At 44.0% G+C, this 19,469-nt stretch carries 21 protein-coding genes and 1 tRNA gene; 17 read left to right on the top strand and 5 right to left on the bottom strand.

The window, feature by feature from the left end; all coding sequences use genetic code 11:
- On the top strand, positions 1–321 hold a 321-nt coding region (locus QM657_RS18825), incomplete at its 5' end, for a hypothetical protein (RefSeq protein ID WP_415068243.1).
- Positions 322–325: 4 nt separating this feature from the next.
- Here the strand turns inward: QM657_RS18825 and QM657_RS18820 are convergent.
- Complete coding sequence (locus QM657_RS18820; RefSeq protein ID WP_415068242.1) at positions 326–553, bottom strand: hypothetical protein; 228 nt, start codon at positions 551–553, stop codon at positions 326–328.
- A gap of 594 nt (positions 554–1,147) precedes the next feature.
- On the opposite strand from QM657_RS18820, the gene QM657_RS18815 reads away from it, so the two are divergent.
- From QM657_RS18815 to QM657_RS18800, 4 genes are all read left to right on the top strand, one after another.
- Positions 1,148–1,288, top strand: a complete 141-nt coding sequence (locus tag QM657_RS18815) for a hypothetical protein (RefSeq protein ID WP_415068241.1) — start codon at positions 1,148–1,150, stop codon at positions 1,286–1,288.
- A 61-nt stretch (positions 1,289–1,349) separates the two neighbouring features.
- On the top strand, positions 1,350–1,481 hold the full coding sequence (locus QM657_RS18810) for a hypothetical protein (RefSeq protein WP_415068240.1): 132 nt from the start codon (positions 1,350–1,352) through the stop codon (positions 1,479–1,481).
- Between the two features lie 65 nt (positions 1,482–1,546).
- The gene (locus QM657_RS18805) at positions 1,547–1,750 is read left to right on the top strand and encodes a helix-turn-helix domain-containing protein (RefSeq protein WP_415068239.1); all 204 of its coding nucleotides are present in this window, start codon (positions 1,547–1,549) and stop codon (positions 1,748–1,750) included.
- A gap of 688 nt (positions 1,751–2,438) precedes the next feature.
- Positions 2,439–4,526, top strand: a complete 2,088-nt coding sequence (locus QM657_RS18800; protein WP_415068238.1) for a sodium-translocating pyrophosphatase — start codon at positions 2,439–2,441, stop codon at positions 4,524–4,526.
- Between the two features lie 205 nt (positions 4,527–4,731).
- Here QM657_RS18800 and QM657_RS18795 read toward each other — a convergent pair whose 3' ends face one another.
- Positions 4,732–5,385 carry a DUF3298 and DUF4163 domain-containing protein gene (locus tag QM657_RS18795; RefSeq protein ID WP_415068237.1) on the bottom strand — a complete coding sequence of 218 codons (654 nt, stop codon included), beginning with the start codon at positions 5,383–5,385 and terminating at the stop codon, positions 4,732–4,734.
- A 259-nt stretch (positions 5,386–5,644) separates the two neighbouring features.
- On the opposite strand from QM657_RS18795, the gene QM657_RS18790 reads away from it, so the two are divergent.
- The 8 genes from QM657_RS18790 to QM657_RS18755 all read left to right on the top strand — a co-directional run bounded on the left by QM657_RS18790 (position 5,645) and on the right by QM657_RS18755 (position 13,512).
- Positions 5,645–6,232 (top strand): hypothetical protein, encoded by a 588-nt coding sequence (locus QM657_RS18790; RefSeq protein WP_415068236.1) that lies wholly within the window; start codon positions 5,645–5,647, stop codon positions 6,230–6,232.
- A 140-nt stretch (positions 6,233–6,372) separates the two neighbouring features.
- A complete protein-coding gene (gene pilM / locus QM657_RS18785; RefSeq protein ID WP_415068235.1) occupies positions 6,373–8,577 on the top strand; it encodes a pilus assembly protein PilM in 2,205 nt (734 codons plus the stop codon).
- 175 nt (positions 8,578–8,752) lie between these two features.
- Positions 8,753–9,565: a gluconate 5-dehydrogenase gene (locus tag QM657_RS18780; RefSeq protein WP_415068234.1), complete on the top strand. Its 813-nt coding sequence runs from the start codon at positions 8,753–8,755 to the stop codon at positions 9,563–9,565.
- 129 nt (positions 9,566–9,694) lie between these two features.
- Positions 9,695–10,396 carry a GntR family transcriptional regulator gene (locus QM657_RS18775; RefSeq protein ID WP_415068233.1) on the top strand — a complete coding sequence of 234 codons (702 nt, stop codon included), beginning with the start codon at positions 9,695–9,697 and terminating at the stop codon, positions 10,394–10,396.
- Between the two features lie 2 nt (positions 10,397–10,398).
- The gene (locus QM657_RS18770) at positions 10,399–11,190 is read left to right on the top strand and encodes a carbohydrate-binding protein (RefSeq protein WP_415068232.1); all 792 of its coding nucleotides are present in this window, start codon (positions 10,399–10,401) and stop codon (positions 11,188–11,190) included.
- 109 nt (positions 11,191–11,299) lie between these two features.
- Positions 11,300–12,232, top strand: coding sequence for a type I phosphomannose isomerase catalytic subunit (locus QM657_RS18765; RefSeq protein WP_415068231.1), 933 nt, complete (start codon positions 11,300–11,302; stop codon positions 12,230–12,232).
- 17 nt (positions 12,233–12,249) lie between these two features.
- Positions 12,250–13,134 carry an ROK family protein gene (locus QM657_RS18760; protein ID WP_415068230.1) on the top strand — a complete coding sequence of 295 codons (885 nt, stop codon included), beginning with the start codon at positions 12,250–12,252 and terminating at the stop codon, positions 13,132–13,134.
- A 99-nt stretch (positions 13,135–13,233) separates the two neighbouring features.
- Positions 13,234–13,512 carry a hypothetical protein gene (locus QM657_RS18755; RefSeq protein ID WP_415068229.1) on the top strand — a complete coding sequence of 93 codons (279 nt, stop codon included), beginning with the start codon at positions 13,234–13,236 and terminating at the stop codon, positions 13,510–13,512.
- Positions 13,513–13,575: 63 nt separating this feature from the next.
- Here the strand turns inward: QM657_RS18755 and QM657_RS18750 are convergent, their stop codons facing one another.
- The 3 genes from QM657_RS18750 to QM657_RS18740 all read right to left on the bottom strand — a co-directional run bounded on the left by QM657_RS18750 (position 13,576) and on the right by QM657_RS18740 (position 14,579).
- Entirely contained in the window at positions 13,576–13,722 is a 147-nt protein-coding gene (locus tag QM657_RS18750) for a hypothetical protein (protein ID WP_415068228.1), read from the bottom strand.
- Between the two features lie 303 nt (positions 13,723–14,025).
- Entirely contained in the window at positions 14,026–14,229 is a 204-nt protein-coding gene (locus QM657_RS18745; RefSeq protein WP_415068227.1) for a DUF6774 domain-containing protein, read from the bottom strand.
- Positions 14,230–14,506: 277 nt separating this feature from the next.
- A tRNA-Val gene (locus QM657_RS18740) sits at positions 14,507–14,579 on the bottom strand.
- A 538-nt stretch (positions 14,580–15,117) separates the two neighbouring features.
- Here QM657_RS18740 and QM657_RS18735 point away from each other — a divergent pair.
- The 4 genes from QM657_RS18735 to QM657_RS18720 all read left to right on the top strand — a co-directional run bounded on the left by QM657_RS18735 (position 15,118) and on the right by QM657_RS18720 (position 19,450).
- On the top strand, positions 15,118–16,194 hold the full coding sequence (locus QM657_RS18735; protein ID WP_415068226.1) for a zinc-binding dehydrogenase: 1,077 nt from the start codon (positions 15,118–15,120) through the stop codon (positions 16,192–16,194).
- A gap of 3 nt (positions 16,195–16,197) precedes the next feature.
- The gene (locus QM657_RS18730) at positions 16,198–16,902 is read left to right on the top strand and encodes a ribulose phosphate epimerase (RefSeq protein WP_415068225.1); all 705 of its coding nucleotides are present in this window, start codon (positions 16,198–16,200) and stop codon (positions 16,900–16,902) included.
- Positions 16,903–16,947: 45 nt separating this feature from the next.
- Positions 16,948–18,321 carry an MFS transporter gene (locus QM657_RS18725; protein WP_415068224.1) on the top strand — a complete coding sequence of 458 codons (1,374 nt, stop codon included), beginning with the start codon at positions 16,948–16,950 and terminating at the stop codon, positions 18,319–18,321.
- A 73-nt stretch (positions 18,322–18,394) separates the two neighbouring features.
- A complete protein-coding gene (locus QM657_RS18720; RefSeq protein ID WP_415068222.1) occupies positions 18,395–19,450 on the top strand; it encodes an NAD(P)-dependent alcohol dehydrogenase in 1,056 nt (351 codons plus the stop codon).
- Positions 19,451–19,469 lie beyond the last annotated feature (19 nt).

Below are 19,469 nucleotides of genomic sequence, written 5' to 3'. Positions count from 1 at the left end.
GTAAAAAGAACTTTTCTGCATTGTTTTTTTAGATTGACTAAATTAAATGCTAATAAAGTTAATAACACAGGCGGGGATATTACTGGAAATCTTATAATTCGGAAAAATGTTCCGGTTTATATGGCGATGGTGAGCGATACTTTAAAAGGAGCATTCCTAAAAAATGCTAATGGGGGAACAAGCCATGATTATGGAACACAAATAATAGACATTACAGGCAATGTTCAAACCGTTCTTGTTGTAGAAGCTGGTAAATTGTCCCTTATAAAAACTGTTAATAACATAGAAACAGGCCGTACTACGATAGCGACAATACCTTAAACACTTATTTTTCAAAAAAGGTACTCATGTTACTACCATCAAACATTCTAAAGGCGATTTTCTTATTAGCATTGTTCAGTTCAAGCCTATAATAGGTTGATGCGCCACCAAACAAATCTATATACATCGCTCCCGGACTTGTACCGAATCGTACTAATGCTATAGATTCAAATACAATGTTGCTTTTGGGTACATAGTTTTCTAGGCTGCTGGAATTTACTTTATTACTCATATTAGCATTTAATTTAGTCAATCTAAAAAAACAATGCAGAAAAGTTCTTTTTACATACATAAACCATTTTTATCATAAAAATGAGGTCTAATCATAGACAAAATCATTAAAAAATGAAACCATCATTAAAATTGACGAAAGTGGAAACTAAGGCAGTTTTTGAAAACAGTTTTGGGATTTACAGAAGTATCTCACCATTCTTGCGCTGTTACTTAAGACAACTTAAGCGCCTATAAGGTACAAATCAATAAGGAGCTTCCCAGTGGAATTCCGGTAAATTAAGGAGTGACTGGCGCAGACAGTTAACCCGATTTGAAGTGATGAAGTTACCCCAGCTTGGCTGGATATGATCTTTAATATCACTGATGTGAATATGGGGTGTCTAAGGAGGTAAAGAGCTCATGGGTAGGGCAGAAAACACGGAAGATTCAGGATGGGTCGATTGGGGAATTAGCTGAAATTGCAGGAAGTGAAGTATAATGGTAGCTTTTTATTTGATGAGAATTAGGGTAGGGAAAATGACACTGGGAGAGGTGCCGCTTCGATGACACGATGAAGTGGCTGCGAAATTAGAAGAAGAGTGAGGTATAGAATATGACTGATGAAGAAATAGCAGTAAAGCTCACTTTGTTGGAGCATGAATCAAAATCAGCTAAACACCGCTTAAATGACTTAGAGATGCCTGGCATGAGGAGCCCGATGGTAAATGGTACTGGTTTGATGGTTCTGGTATGATGGTTACAAACACCTGGTATCAATATAAGAGCAGTTAGTACTACCTGGCATTGACGGGGCTATGGATAAGGGCCTGCGGGATATTAATGGCAAGTGGTATTATCTGAATCAGGATGGTAAGATGGCCACTCAATCAGTAACACTCACCCCGGATCAGAATGGTGCTCTGCAATATCCAGGCTTAGCAGAGTAAATTATGAAAACCTTTCCTAATCACGTATAATAACCTTGTAAAACATCTTACAGGAGGAAAATGAAATGATAACTTATAACAAGTTATGGAACACGATGAAAGAGAAAGGTGTAAGCCAATACTGCCTGATAAAAGACTACGGTGTCAGTGCAGGCCAGATTGGCCGGTTAAAGAAAAACGGATATGTATCCACTCACACACTGGAACGGTTATGTGAGATATTAAAATGCAATATAGAGGATATCGTAGAATATACATCTGAGCAATAAAAAGATGTGGGCCTCTGGCATTCCCACCTTACCCATTATCGATATCTCCTAAGAAAAGAAGAATTGGCCCACCTGGAAATTGTTAGCCACAATCATCCATCACCTCACCAGGAACTTATCACCGGCACAGGTAGCGGAATCCGGTTTGGTACATATTATATTGACCGTGTCACTGGTATCTATTCTTTACAGGAATTTCTATGTCTTTAATCCGAGCTTTGATATCAAGCAGAAAAAGCCCAGGAGTTATTTTTATAATACTCCTGGGCTTTTTTATTTATATAAAACTTCTCAAATCATAAAAATAGTGCAGTTTTTGTAATGGACTTCCAGAGATAACATAAAAGTGCAGTATCATACCTAAAAGATAAAAAGTGAATCTGAGCCACTTCAAATACCAGAAGAGAAAAAACCATTTAATGAAACCACATGCAGAAATACTTTCAAAAAACCCTTTATCATCCTCAAAAAGAGTACTTGATAAAACGGAATCGGGAACATGCTTTAAAATGTAAAAAAATACAATAATTTTTAATGCAAGTATTACAAGTATATGAGCGAAGATAATAAAATATGTAGTTAATATCAATAATATATAACTTGAAATATATGGAATAATATGGTAAAATATACAATGATACAATGGGAAGAATTTTTATTTTTAAGAAAATAGGAGGTTAATGGTGTTATGGGTAATTTAAGCTTATTTCTAATCATTTCCGTTCTTGTTTCTGTTATTGCGTTTGCGTTTGCGGTGTGGTTGTACCGCTGGGTATCTGCGCAGCCATCTTCAAATCAACGGGTGAAAGAGGTTGGAAGTTACATCAGACAGGGGGCAAACACATTTTTAAAAAAGGAATACATTGTTTTATCAAAGTTTTGTGCGGGAGCTGCGGTTTTGATTTTTCTGTTTCTCCCGGCTCCTATATGGAGAGGCGGTTCGATCTTAGGTAACTTTACCATTGTCCTGGCATACATATGCGGAACTGTTTTTTCTGCCATAGCAGGAAAAATAGGAATACAGGTAGCTACCGTAGCCAATGTCAAGACTGCAGAAGCTGCACAGAGAGGCGGTTTGAAACCTTCTTTCCTATCAGCCTTCCGCGGCGGCGCAGTTATGGGAATGGCGGTAGTGGGAAGCTCACTTTTAGGCGTGACCCTGGTTATGATGGTCACCGGAGACTCCGTGGCTCTGTTGGGCTTTAGCTTTGGTGCCAGCTCCCTGGCTTTATTTGCTAAGGCAGGCGGCGGTATTTTTACAAAGACTGCGGATATCAGTGCAGACCTTGTTGGAAAAGTAGAGCTTGGAATCCCTGAGGATGATCCCAGAAATCCGGCGGTAATTGCCGATAATGTAGGCGATAATGTAGGTGATGTTGCCGGAATGGGAGCGGACTTGTTTGACTCTAACGTGGCTTCCATGGTATCTGCCCTGGTTATGGCTATTGCTTTGGGCAAAAAAATAGGAGTGGACTATGCAGCCATGGTATTCTGCTACGCTTCTCTGGGACTTTTATCTTCGATCATAGGAGTTATGGCAGCCCGCATGGGAAAAAATGGTGATCCTACCAGGGCTCTTAACATGAGTACCTATATTACCACGGGCATATTTGCCGTCCTCACTGCTGCGGCAACAGTCGTATTTCAATTTGACTGGCGTATCTGGGGTGCAGCGGCTATCGGTTTATTTGTGGGAGTTATTATAGGAATTACCAGTGATTATTTTACAAACGATAATAAGAAACCGGTACGGAATGTAGCAAAAGCTTCTGAGTCAGGACCTGCATTCACCATTCTTTCCGGTGTTTCCTATGGCTTTTTAAGCGTGCTTCCTGCCATGGTGGGAATCGGTATTTCTGCTCTGATTTCCTATAATCTTTGTGAGTCTATCGCTCCTGGAGACCCTACTGCAGGAATGTTTGGAATTTCTATGGCCGCAGTTGGAATGCTTTCCATCGTTGGTATGATCATTTCCAACGATGCTTATGGTCCAATTGCCGATAATGCCAGAGGGCTTGTTGAGATGGGTGATCTGGGAGAGGATGCACTTGAAATCACAGACTCACTTGACAGCGCAGGAAATACGGTAAAGGCAGTGACAAAAGGATTTGCCATTGCAGCAGCAGGATTGACGATTATCTCTCTGCTCGGTGCGTTTATGAGTGAGGTAAATGATGCAGCAGGCACTACTGTATTGACCGGATTTGATATTATCAATCCTACGGTATTTTTCGGAATGCTGGTAGGAGCTTCTGTTCCGGCTATTTTCTCTTCCATGCTGATGCTTGGAGTAGACCGCAATGCACAGAGAATGGTAGCGGAAATCCACCGTCAGTTCAGGGAAATCGCGGGTCTTAAGGAAGGCAAGCCGGGAGTGGTGCCGGAATATGACAAATGTATCGATATTGCTACTGATGGTGCATTAAAGGAACTGATTCCTGCCGGACTGGTCAGCATTTTTGTGACCATGGCAGTTGGATTTATAGGCGGTGTTGAATCTGTAGGAGGATACCTTGCAGGCAACATTATCAGCGGTCTCTTGCTGGCTCTGTTTATGAGCAACTCCGGAGGGCTTTGGGATAATGCAAAGAAATACATCGAGGCAGGCGGAAACGGAGGAAAAGGAAGCGAAGCTCATAAGTCGGCTGTAGTAGGCGATACGGTGGGCGATCCTTTTAAGGATACAGCCGGTCCATCCATTAACACACAGATAACGGTGGTTTCTCTTGTGGCTTCTTTGATGTCTTCTCTGTTTTTGGCATTTTCTCTATTTTAATTGATAAAAACAAGACTTAATAAAATTGTGACAGCCTGCAGTACGCAGACTATAAAAACCGGTGTCAGGGCATAAATCCTGGTACCGGTTTTATGTTATTCTTCCGTTTTATTCAATGTACTCTTATGCAGGATCAGTCATCTAAGGCTAACGGTTACTGGAAGGATAATAAAACCCGCTGATTAAACGGCATAGAACCATATCATCAGCAGAAACCGCCTGCAAATGGAAAGAAAAATTCCGGAATACCGCTGACGTAGGGGGCAATGTCATACTGCTGGTAATAGATGATGATGCCCTCCGGTTTTAAATAAAAGCCGTTAATATTGAAGTTTCCTCTCAAAAGAGCGGCATAGTCATCAAAGTACATGGAAGGCGAAGTTTTCATCTGTTCCTGAATCTGCTGTTCCATGGATGTGAAAAGCATATCAATAAATTCTGGATTGCCGGGAAAGAAACTGCTCAGTTCCATCTGCTCCCCGGTGTCGAAATCCCAGGTCTGGGAATCCCGGACCGTATTGCCGTGAGCTCCCCCTAAATAACTGTACTGGTCTGTAAAAAGGCTGGCAATGCAGCAATTGTTGTAGGTGATTTTATAGACGGACATAAATTCATAGCCGTGAAATGGAAACTGATTGGCCTGGACATACTGCGCCTGTTCCAAAGCCTGTTGGTAAAGGACGGTGCGGCAGTAGGTTTCTTTATTCTTAGCCTGAAATGCATAAAACCGGTTGATGCTCTGCACTGCAGACTGACTGCAGGTGGAGGTGAATTCCGGGTAGTAGATGGTATAGGTCAGAACAGGAATGTCCCGGTAAACCATGATATCTGACCGGGTTTTTTGGGAGATTGTCTGCATGGAAGCCTCATAAATGGAACTATTTCCACAACATATGCAAAATGGCAGGCAAATATGAACTGAAGGGACACGGCAGCTTGCCTTGGGGTTACGTAATCCGCAAGGAAAGTGGACGCAGGAATTAAGTCAGCAATACCGAGATAAATTACAACAGAGGTTGAACTGTGATTACGTTTCCGGTATGATGAATTTATATACTGTTTCCGCTTATGAATCATATTGTTTGCCTTGATTGAAAGGCTGAATGAGGAGAGCATAAATGAATAAATTAATGGGTTTTTATGAGTTGAAGGCTATGGGACTGCCTGCGGTAGATTGGAAAGAGTATTCCGATGAGGAAAGTTTGGATTTCAGCATGCTTTGGACGATCCGATGTGCTGTGCATAAGGGAAATGATTTGAATTTGCCCAGATTGGTAGGGGCAGAATCGGTTGAAGCAGTCAAGTTTGCGGACAGCCTTAAAAAGAACATAGGTGACAATGGCATTGTTATTTTTTACCCGTATTTTATTGCTGTAAAAAGTGGAACTCTAAATGTTTTTTCAGATAAAGTTGTAATAGAGGCAGTGAAAGAAGATTTGTGGAATCTGGTTACTTTTTCAAAACGGGATGTCACGATCATAATCAGAGATCAGAATAATGAGTATTACGGCAATGAGGAATTTCTTTCTGAGGAAGAACTGAAAAAAATATTAAAATACGTCCCGGAAATCCGGAGATGTTTTAAGGATGAACTGACCTGCGGTTTCAGTGCAATGCTTGAATGGAGCTTTGCTCATAACTGTGACATTCATAAGAACAAAGTGGGGGAACAATATCTCGTATTTTATGAAGCCAGAATAGTATGATTTCAAAAATTGCCTGTCCGGATGCCTTTTTATTCATAAAGTTTCCGTTATCCGATTGACGCAGGTTGATGATACTAGTAAAATAATAAGCAAATACACAAGAGAATGGGGCATTATTTATGGAGCATAGAAATAGCATTTTGACAGATACACTTCCGGAACAGGCTATTTTTGCCCTGGATATCGGAACCCGCAGCATCATTGGCATGGTGGGAATGCCGGATGGGGAAAGAATTCATATCGTTGCCATAGAAAGAGCCGAGCACACAAAGCGGGCCATGATTGACGGACAGATCGAAGATATTGAACAGGTGGCAAAGATCGCAGGGCAGGTAAAGGAAAAGCTGGAGAATAAGCTGGGGTGCAGGCTGGACAAGGTTTGTGTGGCAGCCGCCGGAAGGGCTTTGCGCACGGAGAGCGTCACCTATGAAATGGAGCTTCCCAGAGCGCAGAAGATTGATGCGGAAGCTGTAAGCCGCTTAGAAGCAGGAGCTATCAGTGAGGCGGAAAAGTCATTTATGGACAGGGAAGGCAGGGAGTTGGACCGCCAGTTCTATCTGGTAGGCTATACTGTGAGCCGGTATTATCTGGATAATTATATGATTTCCAACTTAATCGACCATCACGGAAAGGTACTGAAAGCGGATATTATTGCGACCTTTCTGCCTACAGAGGTGGTGGAAAGCCTGTATGCTGCCATGAATAAGGTGGGACTTGAGGTAGCCAGCCTCACATTGGAGCCTATTGCAGCCATCAATGCGGCGATTCCCCAGAATATCCGTCTGCTGAACCTGGCTATGGTGGATATCGGTGCGGGAACCTCGGATATTGCGGTCTGCCGGGATGGAAGCGTGACGGGCTATACCATGGCAATTCTGGCGGGTGATGAGATCACGGAAACCATTATGAAGGAATATCTGGTTGACTTTGATACGGCGGAGAAAATTAAGGCAGAGATCGATGAAGGGTCAGAGCTTCATTTTACCGACATCCTTGGATTTGAGCAGGTGATTACCAGAGATGCGATTTTTGAAAGCATCCAGGATGCTTCCTCCAGGCTTTGCGAGGAGATTTCTGCAAAGATCATGGAAGTGAATGGGGGTGCCCCTTCGGCAGTCTTCTTAGCGGGAGGGGGCAGCAGGCTTTCCGGTTTAAAGGAAGGAATTGTCAAGCATTTAAACATGGACCCAAAGCGTGTGGCCATTGCAGGCAATAATTTTAAAATCAATGCATTTTCTGAAGAGTACGATCTTGAAAATCCGGAGTATGCCACTCCTCTTGGAATTGTCATTTCAGCGGGATTTAATATCGTCAGCGACAGCTTCAGGGTTATTTTAAATGACAAGCCGGCCAAGCTGTTCCGCAGAGGAAGCTTTACGGTTATGGATGTTCTGATGATGAACGGTTACAATTACCAGGATATGATCGGACGTTCCGGCCAGAATCTGGTGGTGACTGTAAATGGGAAAAGAGTGGTGTTTTACGGAGAAAAAGCGGAGCCTTCTGTTTTGAAGAGAAACGGGGAGGATGCCCAGCTTTCTGATGCCGTAAATGCAGAGGACCGGTTGTTGTTCATTCCTGCCAAAAGCGGAAAAAATGCTTCTGCCACGGTTTTCCATGTGGTGGATTTTGGAGAGAATATCAGAGTTTTCGTAAATGATGAGGAAGTTTCAGAGAATAGGGCTTTAAAGACCGGGGATGTAATTGTCACGGAAGAGATTGAGGAGGCGGCAGAGGAAGCTTCCTGGCAGTTAGAGGAAGAGATGCCGGAGGAGGATTCCTGGCAGATGGCAGAAGAAGACGCGGGTCAGTTTTCCTGGCAGATGGTAGAAGAAGTTCCGGAGAAGGATTCCTGGCAAATGGCAGAAGAAGTATCGGAGAAAGCTTCTTGGCAGGTGGCAGAAGAAGTACCGGAGAAAGTTTCTTGGCAGATGGCAGAAAAGGTGCCGGAAAAAGCTTCCCGGCAGATGGCAGAAGTACCAGAGAAAGTCTCCCGACAGATAATTGAAGAAGTACCGGACGGCATGTTCAGGCAGACAGCAGAAGGTATGCCAGAAAAAACTGTCAGACCAACACCCCCTTCCCCATCCCCTGCACCCCAAAAGGAAGACACAAAAAAGCCCCCCAGAAACGGAAAAATCACCTTTTACCTCAATGACAGACCGCTAACCCTTCCCTCAAAACCCGACGGACAGCCCTACTACCTGATGGACATGCTGGAATATTCCGGTCTGGATTTTCAGAACTTGACAAGCCAGGTCAAGCTGGAGGTCAACGGGGAAGACGGATATTTTCAGCAGGAATTGCAGGACAGGGATAGAATCATGATTTATGAAACAAAATAATGACTAAATGAAAGGCACATTGTTTGGCGAATATGCTCATTGAAAAAAGGGCTTGGATGTGCTAGCCTATATATAAGCATTTAATTTGTATACAAATTTTATAGTTTGCATACAAACTTAAAATGCGAACCATAAAATAGCTGACCACTAAAAATCAAGCAAAGGAGAATGAATCATGAATCAGGACTACTTATTAAACCAGTTTTCCCTGGAAGGAAAAGTTGCATTGGTTACAGGCGCTTCCTACGGCATTGGCTTTTCTATTGCAAAGGCCCTTGCAGCAGCAGGTGCGGTCATTGTTTTTAATGATATCAAACAGGAATTGGTAGACAAGGGAATTGCCGCTTACAAGGAAGAGGGAATCGATGCCCACGGCTATGTATGCGACGTTACCAATGAAGAAGGCGTAAACGCCATGGTTGCCCAGATCGAAAAAGAAGTGGGCGTTATCGACGTTCTGGTGAACAATGCAGGAATCATCAAGCGCATCCCCATGTGTGAAATGACTGCTGCTGAGTTCAGACAGGTTATCGATGTTGACTTAAATGCTCCTTTTATTGTAGCAAAGGCAGTCATTCCTTCCATGATCAAAAAAGGCCACGGAAAGATCATCAACATCTGCTCCATGATGTCCGAACTCGGCCGTGAGACCGTTTCCGCATATGCGGCAGCAAAGGGCGGCTTAAAGATGCTGACCAAGAACATCGCTTCCGAATATGGCGAATTCAACATTCAGTGCAACGGCATTGGACCGGGATACATTGCAACACCTCAGACAGCACCTTTAAGGGAGACTCAGCCTGACGGCTCCAAGCATCCCTTTGACCAGTTCATTATTGCCAAAACTCCGGCAGCACGCTGGGGAGAAGCAGAGGATCTGGCAGGTCCGGCAGTGTTCCTCTCCTCTGATGCTTCCAACTTTGTCAATGGTCATATTCTGTATGTTGACGGCGGTATTTTAGCTTATATCGGCAAACAGCCTAAATAATAATAACAACCCGGCCTTGATGAAACATAATGCCATGATGTCTGCTTTCAAGGCGGAGGTCATGGCATTATTTTCGCAAACAATGAGCCATGCGCAGGCATGTCTGGCAGGGAGAACAGTGAGGGTACGATGGAAGGAAAGAACAAGATTTATAAAAACCGCGGCGAGCTGGTATTTGAGACATTAAAGCAGGAAATCCTGGACCTGGAATTAAAGCCCGGCCAGATCATAAGCGAAAATGAAATCTGTGAGAAATTCGGCGTATCCCGGACTCCGGTCAGAGAGGCGGTCAGAAGGCTCCAGGAACAGGGATTTGTCAATTCCGTGCCCTATTCCGGCACACAGGTAACGCTTTTGAATCTGGACAATATCAAGCAGATGATTTATATGAGAGTTGCGGTGGAAACCATGGTCATGAGGGACTTCATGGATATAGCAACACCCCTCTGGCTGGAGGAAGTCCACCACATGATCCGCAGCCAGGAGGCCCTGATTCAGGAAAAGGAATTTGAGCCGGAGCAGTTTTACCGCATGGATGCGGATATGCATGCAGTCTGGTTTCGGGCTACGGGAAAGAGAAAGCTATGGGACATGATCCAGGCCCAGCAGCTTCATTACACCAGATTCCGGATGCTGGATTTTGTGACGGAAACAGATTTTACAAGAATTATAAAAGAGCATACAGAGCTTTTTGAACTGATGGAAAAAAAGGATATTGAGGGCCTGGAACAGGCATTGAAAGAACATCTCTATTACAGCACCAAGAGGATGAAGTATCAGATAGAGGTGGAATATAAAGACTATTTTGAACAGGAAGAAGAGGAGAACTGAACATGGCTAACGTGTCGATTACCGTAAAAAATCAGGCTGGAGAAATAAAATCATCTGTCAGGGAAGAAAATCAGGCGATCCTGGTGGCAGAAGGAGAGTACCAGGAGGGAGATTCCATCGTTTTTGGAACGGACCGGACAGAAGCTTATTATGTGGTACGGGTGGATGACTGCATGGATGAGTCATTTGTCTATCTCACAAAGCCGGAGGTAGTTTACGATATTCCCTTTGGAGAGAAGAAGATTTCCTATAATCCCAAGGCATTTACCGGGGAAAGGCATTATCTGACGATTCGTGAGGCATATGATTATGAAACAGAAGCTTACCGGAATCTCGCCAGAAACGTCATGGACCAGCACGGAGACAGGGGCTGTTTCCCTCACGCCTTTGCCAATGTGGAAACGAGAGGGGAAGCCGTATTTGCAGCCCGCAATGCCATTGACGGCGTTCTGGCAAATGAATCCCATGGAGCATGGCCTTATGAATCCTGGGGAATCAACCGCCAGGATGATGCGGAAATGACTCTGGACTTTGGACGCCCTGTGGACTTTGATAAGATCGTTCTTTATACACGTGCAGATTTCCCTCATGATAACTGGTGGGTAAAAGCCACTTTCACCTTTTCTGACGGAACCTCTCAGGAGGTGGAAATGGAAAAAAGCGTGAAGCCTCACACCTTTGCCATTGAAAAGAAAAACATCACCTGGGTGAAGCTGGGCAGCTTAATAAAAGCCGACGATCCGTCTCCATTTCCTGCCCTCACCCAGATCGAAGTATACGGAAAAAATTCCTGATGTAAATATAGAAATTTCTCTTTTCCTTTTTGCCATATTCAGGTAGAATATAGGAAACAAGCATAAATGCCATTATGCCCAAATCCATGGGCAAAAAGGAGGAAAGCGCATGGAACTTTTGTTTTTGGAGCCTGTTTTTAAAGAGGCCATTTGGGGGGGCACCAGGCTGAAGGAGGCATTTGGATATGATATCCCAAGTGACATCACAGGGGAGTGCTGGGCCATCAGCGCCCATGAAAACGGGGAATGCCGGATTGCAGGAGGCCCATATGACGGACGCTCCCTCAGCAGCCTGTGGAAGGAAAACAAGCCGCTGTTTGGCGGTTATCCGGGAGATAAGTTTCCTCTTCTGGTGAAGATCATTGACGCAAAAGAGGATTTAAGCATTCAGGTCCATCCTGATGACTTCTATGCCGGACTTTATGAAAACGGTTCCTTTGGAAAAACAGAGTGCTGGTATATTTTAGACTGCGCTCCCGGATCGGAAATCGTCATCGGACACCATGCAAAGGACCGGGAAGAGATGGAAGCCATGGTAAGAGATGGGCGGTGGAAGGAATTTGTCCGTACCCAGCCCATTAAAAAGGGAGACTTTTTCCAGATCGAACCGGGATGTGTCCATGCCATTAAGGGCGGCACCCTTATTTTAGAAACCCAGCAGAGCAGCGATATCACCTACCGTCTTTATGATTATGACCGGCTGTCAGACGGAAAGCCCAGACAGCTTCATACAGAGCAGAGCATTGCAGTCATAAAGGCTCCTTTTGAAGAGGATAAAACCGCACCGGAGAGGACAGAGGAGAACGGGGCAGTCCGCACGCATCTGGTAATCTGTCAATTTTATTCGGTGGATAAATATGAGATAGAGGGCGTATTTGCAAAGGAGTTTCAGAAGTATTTTACCAATGTGAGCGTTATAAGCGGAAGCGGTCTGGTAAATGGCATTCCGTTAAAGGCAGGGCAGCATTTTATTATACCGGCAGACAGCGGGGAGTGCAGATTTGAGGGAACGATGACGATCATCTGTTCCAATCCGGAATGAGGCAGGAGGAGAAGGAAATGAGACTTGGAGCATTAGAAGCAGGCGGTACAAAGATGGTTTGTGCCATAGGAAATGAAAACGGTGAGATTTTTGAGCGCACTTCCATACCAACGGAAACACCGGAAATCACCGTTCCAAAACTGATTGAATACTTTGCGGACAAGGAGATCGAAGCCCTTGGAATAGGCTGTTTCGGTCCCATTGACTTAAACAGGAATTCTGATACTTACGGCTATATCACCACCACACCCAAGCTTATCTGGGCTAATTATGACATTGTGGGGGCATTCCGGGAAGCTCTTAAGATTCCAGTGGGATTTGATACGGATGTAAATGGATCAGCTTTGGGAGAAGCCACCTGGGGCATTACAAAAGGACTGGAAAACAGCATGTATATCACCATCGGCACCGGCGTGGGAGCGGGAATCATCTCAAACGGGAAGCTGCTTCACGGCATGCTCCACCCAGAGGGCGGACATCTGCTTCTGGCGAAGCATCCTTCTGATTCCTACGAGGGCCGCTGCCCTTATCATAAGACCTGTCTGGAAGGACTTGCTTCAGGTCCGGCCATAGAAGCCCGCTGGGGGAAAAAGGGCGTGGAGCTGGCTGACAAAAAGGAAGTCTGGGAGCTGGAAGCGTATTATATCGGACAGGCTTTGGTGGATTACATTATGATCCTTTCTCCCCAGCGCATTGTTCTGGGCGGAGGAGTCATGCATCAGGAGCACATGATGCCCATGGTGAGGGAAGAGGTAAAGCGGCAGCTTAACGGATATTTGCAGACAAAAGAGCTGGAGGACATGGAAAATTACATCGTTCTTCCCAGCTTAAATGATAACCAGGGCATTATGGGAGCCTTAAAACTGGCCATGGATGAGTGCCAACTGGAAAATAAAGGGTAATTTCCATTTTTCCCCTAGTGAAATTCCATTTCCTGTATGTTATGATACATTTTGTAACAGAAATGTAATAATTACGTAACATAACAGGAGGATATTACCATGAAGAAGTTACCAGTATTTGTATTAGCAGCAGCAACCGCAGTAATCGCATCCGGTGTTCCCATGACCGCTCAGGCAGCAACCTGCCCGGTGAATGTAAGCAATTGCTTTTCATCAAGCTTCTGCGGACAATCCGGAAATATAAATGATATTTTAAACCGTCTTGGGTGTACGCAGGGGGCTGTATCCCAAAACAAGAACAGCAATTGTTCTAACCTTAAAACAGCTCTTACAAACAAAGGGCTCCAGTGCAGAACCATCTCTAACTGCTGGAGATAAGAACCATAAAAAAACAGCCATAAAGCAATATTTGCTTTATGGCTGTTTTTGTGTCAGAGGAGATTAACTTCCCTTGTTTACGATTTCTTCCAGTACATGAATTAAGTCGTAAATGGTATTAATCTGAACGTTTTTTTCCAGGATTTCATTTTTTAAATCAATGGAAAGTGTTTCAAATTTAGCCTGGACTGCAGGAGCTATATAGGACATGGTCATCACCTCACGATTATGGTGCGCAGTCTTCCAGGCGTTTATGCGTGTAAATTTTGTCTTTTATGTAAATAATATTTTTGAAAGGGTGGAAACCAGAAGGATATGGTCTCCGCCCTTTTGAGGTATTATACTTGTGATCAGGCATTTAACAGAAGTTTTCACAAAAGCGGAAGGATACAAACGGCAGCGCAGAATGAGTTGTTTATCTTTGGGAATACAGCAAAGCGGCGGCTATGCGCGGCACATTTCCTTTATAAAGCTGCTTTAATGATTCGTTCTGTAATAACAGTATATGTAATATTAAAAGAAGTGTGAACAAGCTGACGGAGCGTCACAATTGTCCGAGTCCTCGTCCCTTAAGGAACGGCGGACTGCAATGGCTCCCAAAGCATCACTCAATAAAACCATGTCTGCCGCCAGCAGGCCCAATTCGTCGTCATTGAGACAGCTTGCAATCTGGCAGGCCACTGTAGCAATCAATAATATATCACAGCAATCATTCATAATATCACCCATGATAAGTATATGGAATGGATACGGTTTTATGACGGAGACAGGGAAAATACGGGATTAAAAAGACCTGCTAAAAGGAGGGCGCCGGCAGAATGGGGGGAATCCTGCCGGCTGGAGTATGAAAAAGTTTAGTTAAAAGGATATTACCTATAACAATTATTATAATACTGATGGGGTGTGTAGAAAAGTTGTAGAAATTATAAACATTTTGTAAAGAGGGGTTGGGGCATAGAAAAAACACCGGAAATTCCGGTGTCTTTGTTGTGCGTGGAGACAACAGGGCTCGAACCTGCGACCCTTTACACGTCAAGCAAATGCTCTCCCAGCTGAGCTATGTCTCCATAAGGGAATTGTACATGAAAATCGGAAAAAAGGCAAGCGGGATTTTGATTTCAGGCATAAAAAATCTGATACGTAACAGTATCAGAAACCGCTGTGCTTAAATGGCATAAGCGGTTTGTCTTCAAGGCTGTCTTCAAAAAGACAGATTAACAAAAATACTTATTAAAGCCGGAAATTGAAAGTGCCTGCAGAAAAGTGACCGAAATCTGTGAAAAGATAAAATAAATCACGGGCCATGTCGAAATATGAGGAAAACAAAAAGTAAAATCTTTGAAATAAAGAAATAAATCTTTGTCAATAACTTTTTTATGAAAAAGTAAACAAAAAACAAAGATAAAATCCTTTAAAACAGAATTTAAACTTGTGAAATAGTAATGAAAATCTTTGAAAACAAAAAATAGAATTGACTAATGATGATAATTTGATTAGTATGTAGGTATAAACAAAAGGTTCTGAAAGGAAAGTGAGAACCGGATGTTTTTCGGCCGAAACAATACAAAGAAATGTAATGTAAGTGGAAGAAATGGAGGAAAAGCAATGAAAGCATTAGCAAGGTATGGAAAAGAATTTGGTGGCTACAGACTGATTGATGTTCCGGAGCCGGAATGCGGCGAAGAAGACCTGATTGTTGAGATTAAAGCTGCAGCAATCTGCGGAGCAGACATGAAACACTTTCAAGTGGAGAATGGCTCAGATGAATTTAACTCAATCCGCGGACATGAATTCGCCGGAGACATTGTGAAAGTTGGCTCAAAGGTAAAAGACTGGAAGGTCGGACAGAGGGTTGTGTCTGATAATACCGGTCATGTATGCGGAGTCTGCCCGGCCTGTGAATCAGGTGATTTCCTTTGCTGTGAATCAAAAGTGAATCTTGGATTAGACAATAACCGATGGGGCGGCGGATTTACAAAATATTGTGTCATTCCAGGTGAAATCTTAAGAATCCACAGACATGCAATCTGGGAGATTCCGGAAGGCATAAAGTATGAAGAAGCAGCAGTTCTTGATCCAATCTGCAACTCCTATAACGCAATGGCCCAGCAGACACATTTTCTTCCAGGACAGGACGTTGTAGTATTCGGTACAGGCCCCATCGGATTGTTTGCAGTACAGATTGCCCGGATCATGGGAGCTGTTAACATTGTTATGGTAGGTCTGGAAGAGGACACAAAGGTGCGTTTTGGTGTTGCAAAAGAACTGGGCGCTACCCATTGTATCAACGGATCAAAAGAGGATGTGGTTGCCCGCTGCCTGGAAATATGCGGAAGAGACAATCTCGGACTGGTGCTTGAGTGCTCCGGTGCTAACATTGCATTAAAACAGGCTCTTGAAATGACAAGACCAAACGCAGAGATCGTTCGTGTCGGTATGGGATTCAAACCATTGGAATTTTCCATCAACGACATCACCTCATGGAATAAGAGCATTATCGGACATATGGCTTATGATTCCACTACCTGGAGAAATGCCATCCGCCTTTTAGAGTCCGGAGCCATCAAGGTACAGCCTATGATCACACACAGAATGGGACTTTCCCAGTGGGAAGAAGGATTCCAGGCCATGGCTGATAAATCAGCGATCAAAGTAATCATGACCTATGATTTTGAGGCTTAAGATATGGAAAGAAAATTGATGATCGCACCGTCGGTAGGGTGCTGCGACCTGTTTCATGTAGAAGAGCAGATGAAGATTATCAATGAGAGATCCGACTATCTGCATATGGATATTAAAGATGGGGTATATGTGCCAAGCTATGGCATAGGGCCGGATTATCTGGATTACTTAAATAAGCACGTGGAAAATTTAAAACCCATGGATGCCCACCTTATGGTAGCTCACCCTCAGCAGTATCTGGAGACATTTGCGAAGGCTGGGGCCGCATACATTACACCTCATACCGATTGCATCGAAGGGGATGCCTTTGTGACGATCCACAGAATCAAGGATTTGGGATGCAAAGCAGGCGTTGCTTTAAGCCCATCCGTTCCCCTTTCTACAATTGAATATTACCTTCCCTTACTGGATAAGGTAACCATCATGATCGTAGACCCAGGCATTGCAGGACAGCCGGTAGATCCCCAGATGTATGTTAAGATCAGACAATTGGCACAGATTCGAAAAGAGAGAGGATTGAACTTCCTGATCGAAGCAGACGGCTCCATGAACAAAGACCTGTACCGCCCTCTTTATGAGGCAGGGGCAGATATTGTGATCATGGGACCTCCCGCTCTTTGGAATAAAGCCCCGGATTTTGAAAAAGCCTGGGCAATCATGGAAGAAGACCTTGAAACCGAATTAAAAGGTGCCGCTCGAAGCATTTAAAATTAAATCAAATAACATAACACATATGAAATTGAGAGGGTAAAAATGAATAAATCATCAGTAAATATTGGAGCAAGACTTGACCGTCTTCCCAACTCATCATGGCACGTTAAAATGTGGCTGGTAACAGCATTTGCACTTCTCGTTTGCTGGTCAAACGGTATCGGCGGTGCAGTACAGAATATTCTGTTAAATGAGATTCACTGGCTAGAGAAAGGGACCAAGCTTCTTGCGATGTGGGGAATTACATATACAGCCGGACAGTTATTCGGCGCATTGCTGGGAGGGCCCATCGGAGATAAGATCGGCCGTAAGAAATCTATTTTGTTATATGAAGTATTTCATATTATCGCCATGATCGGCGGAGCAGCTTCACCAAACGTAAATGTGCTGTATTTATTCCGATTCCTGCAGGGTCTTGGACTTGGAGCGCTGTTAGTGGTCCTGTTTGCAGGATTTACAGAGTATGTTCCGGGAAGAAACCGCGGTACATGGTCAAGCCGTACCTCCTTTATCGGTAACTGGGCACATCCGATCTGTAACGGTATTGCACTTTTAGTAGGGTCTATGGTTGCCAGCTATGCATTAAACTGGAGAATTCAGTACATGATTCCTTCCGCTCTTTCCATTATTGCATGCATATGGGTATACATAAAATTCCCGGAGTCACCGAGATGGCTGGAATCAAAAGGAAGATTAGATGAAGCAGACGAGATCATGACAGCAATCGAAAAAGAAATCGAGCGGTCTATGGGAAAACCTCTTCCGCAAGTGACAGAAGAGCCAAAGCCAGTCAAGCAGCTTCCTTACTCTGCACTGTTTAAAGGAAAACTTCTTCGCAGAACGATCGTAGGCTCTTTGGTGCTGATCGGTATGAATACCATTCAGTATACCTTGATGAACTGGATGCCTTCCATGCTTTCCTCTTTGGGATACAGCACAAAGGATTCACAGTTTATGACAATGTTCGGCCTCTTCGGAGCTCCTTTTGGAATCTTTATTGCCTCTCTGATCATGGATAAGATTCCCCGTAAGATAATGGGTGTAGGACTTCTCGTCCTGATGGCAATCCTGGGAATTATCACAGGACAGCAGACAGCCATGGGCGCGCTGATTTTATGGACTTTCCTTCTCAATACGGTTATTTACATGTATGTATGCTATGCATCAGCAGTGTATGTGCCGGAGATGTGGCCCACATCAGCAAAACTTTCCGGTTCCGGATTCAGTAACGCGATGGGACGTGTCAGCAATGTTTTCTTCCCATTCCTCGTAACATACGTAGCAGCAAGCAGCTTTGGAGCAGGCGGAGTGTTTATTCTGATCTCCATCGTGGCAGTTATCATTGCAGTAGGAATTCTGTTCCTCGGTATTGAAACAAGAGGAGAATCTGTAGAAGATATCGGTAATGTAGATTAATGAAAACAGGGGCCGGCTTGGCGGCTGAATCCTTTCAGCCGTCGGCAGCCCTGCAATATAAGGAGGATCTGAAATGAAAAATTCAGAAGCAATATTGGTGACACCGAAGAAGTTTGAAATTCAGGAATGCCCGGTTCCGGAACCAAAGGACAATGAAATTTTAATGAAGGTTGAATACGTAGGTATGTGCGGCTCAGATATTCATGGATTTGAGTTTGGCCCCTTTATTCCGCCTAAAGATCCAAACCAGAAAATCGGACTGGGACATGAAGTTGCAGGGGAAGTAGTGAAAGTTGGAGCTAAGGTTACAAAGTTCAAGGTTGGAGATAAAGTGCTGATCGAACCGAGTGTGCCGGATGGAAAAAGCGATTACTGCCGCAGCGGCCATTACAATATCTGCCCAAGCGTTGACATGCTGGCAACACAGCCTCACTACAAAGGCGCCCTGTGTGAATACATGACCCATCCGGAAGAATGGACTTATCATATTCCGGAAGGAATGACAACCATGGAAGGTGCACTGGTAGAACCGGCAGCAGTTGGTATGCATGCAGCAATGCTTGGCGGAGCGACTGTTGGAAAGAGCATTGTAATCCTCGGCGCCGGAGCCATCGGCCTTATGGTATTACAGGCCTGCTTGAGCCTTGGCGCTACAGATATTACCGTGGTTGATGTGATGCAGAAACGTCTGGACCTGGCTTTAAAATTTGGCGCTAAGAGAGTCATCAATGGAAAAGAAGAGGATACAGTGGCGGTTCTCCGTTCACCGGAACTTTACGGCGACCATGGAGTGGAACTGGTATTTGAAGCAGCAGGTTCTCCCTTTACCGTAAATCAGGCAGTGCGAATGGTAGCCCGCGGCGGAAAAATCATCATGGTCGGCACACAGTCAAAACCGGTAGAAATCGATTTCTTAAAGATTAACCGTGAAGTGACCATTCAGACCGCATTCAGATACTGCAACAATTTCCCCCAGACAATTGAAGCGGTTGCAACGGGAAAAATCAATGTAAAAGACATGGTAACAGATATTTATGATTATAAAGATGTTCAGAAAGCCTTTACAGAAGCAATCGATCCCGTGAAAAAAGCGGATATGGTCAAAGGCGTTGTCAAAGTAGCTGAATAAAAAACGTTTTTTAAGAAGA

The sequence above is a fragment of the Lacrimispora sp. genome (assembly GCF_047605665.1).
GTDB lineage: Bacteria > Bacillota > Clostridia > Lachnospirales > Lachnospiraceae > Lacrimispora.
Note: the sequence above shows the minus strand (reverse complement) of the source record. Positions and strands in the feature narration are given on the sequence as shown.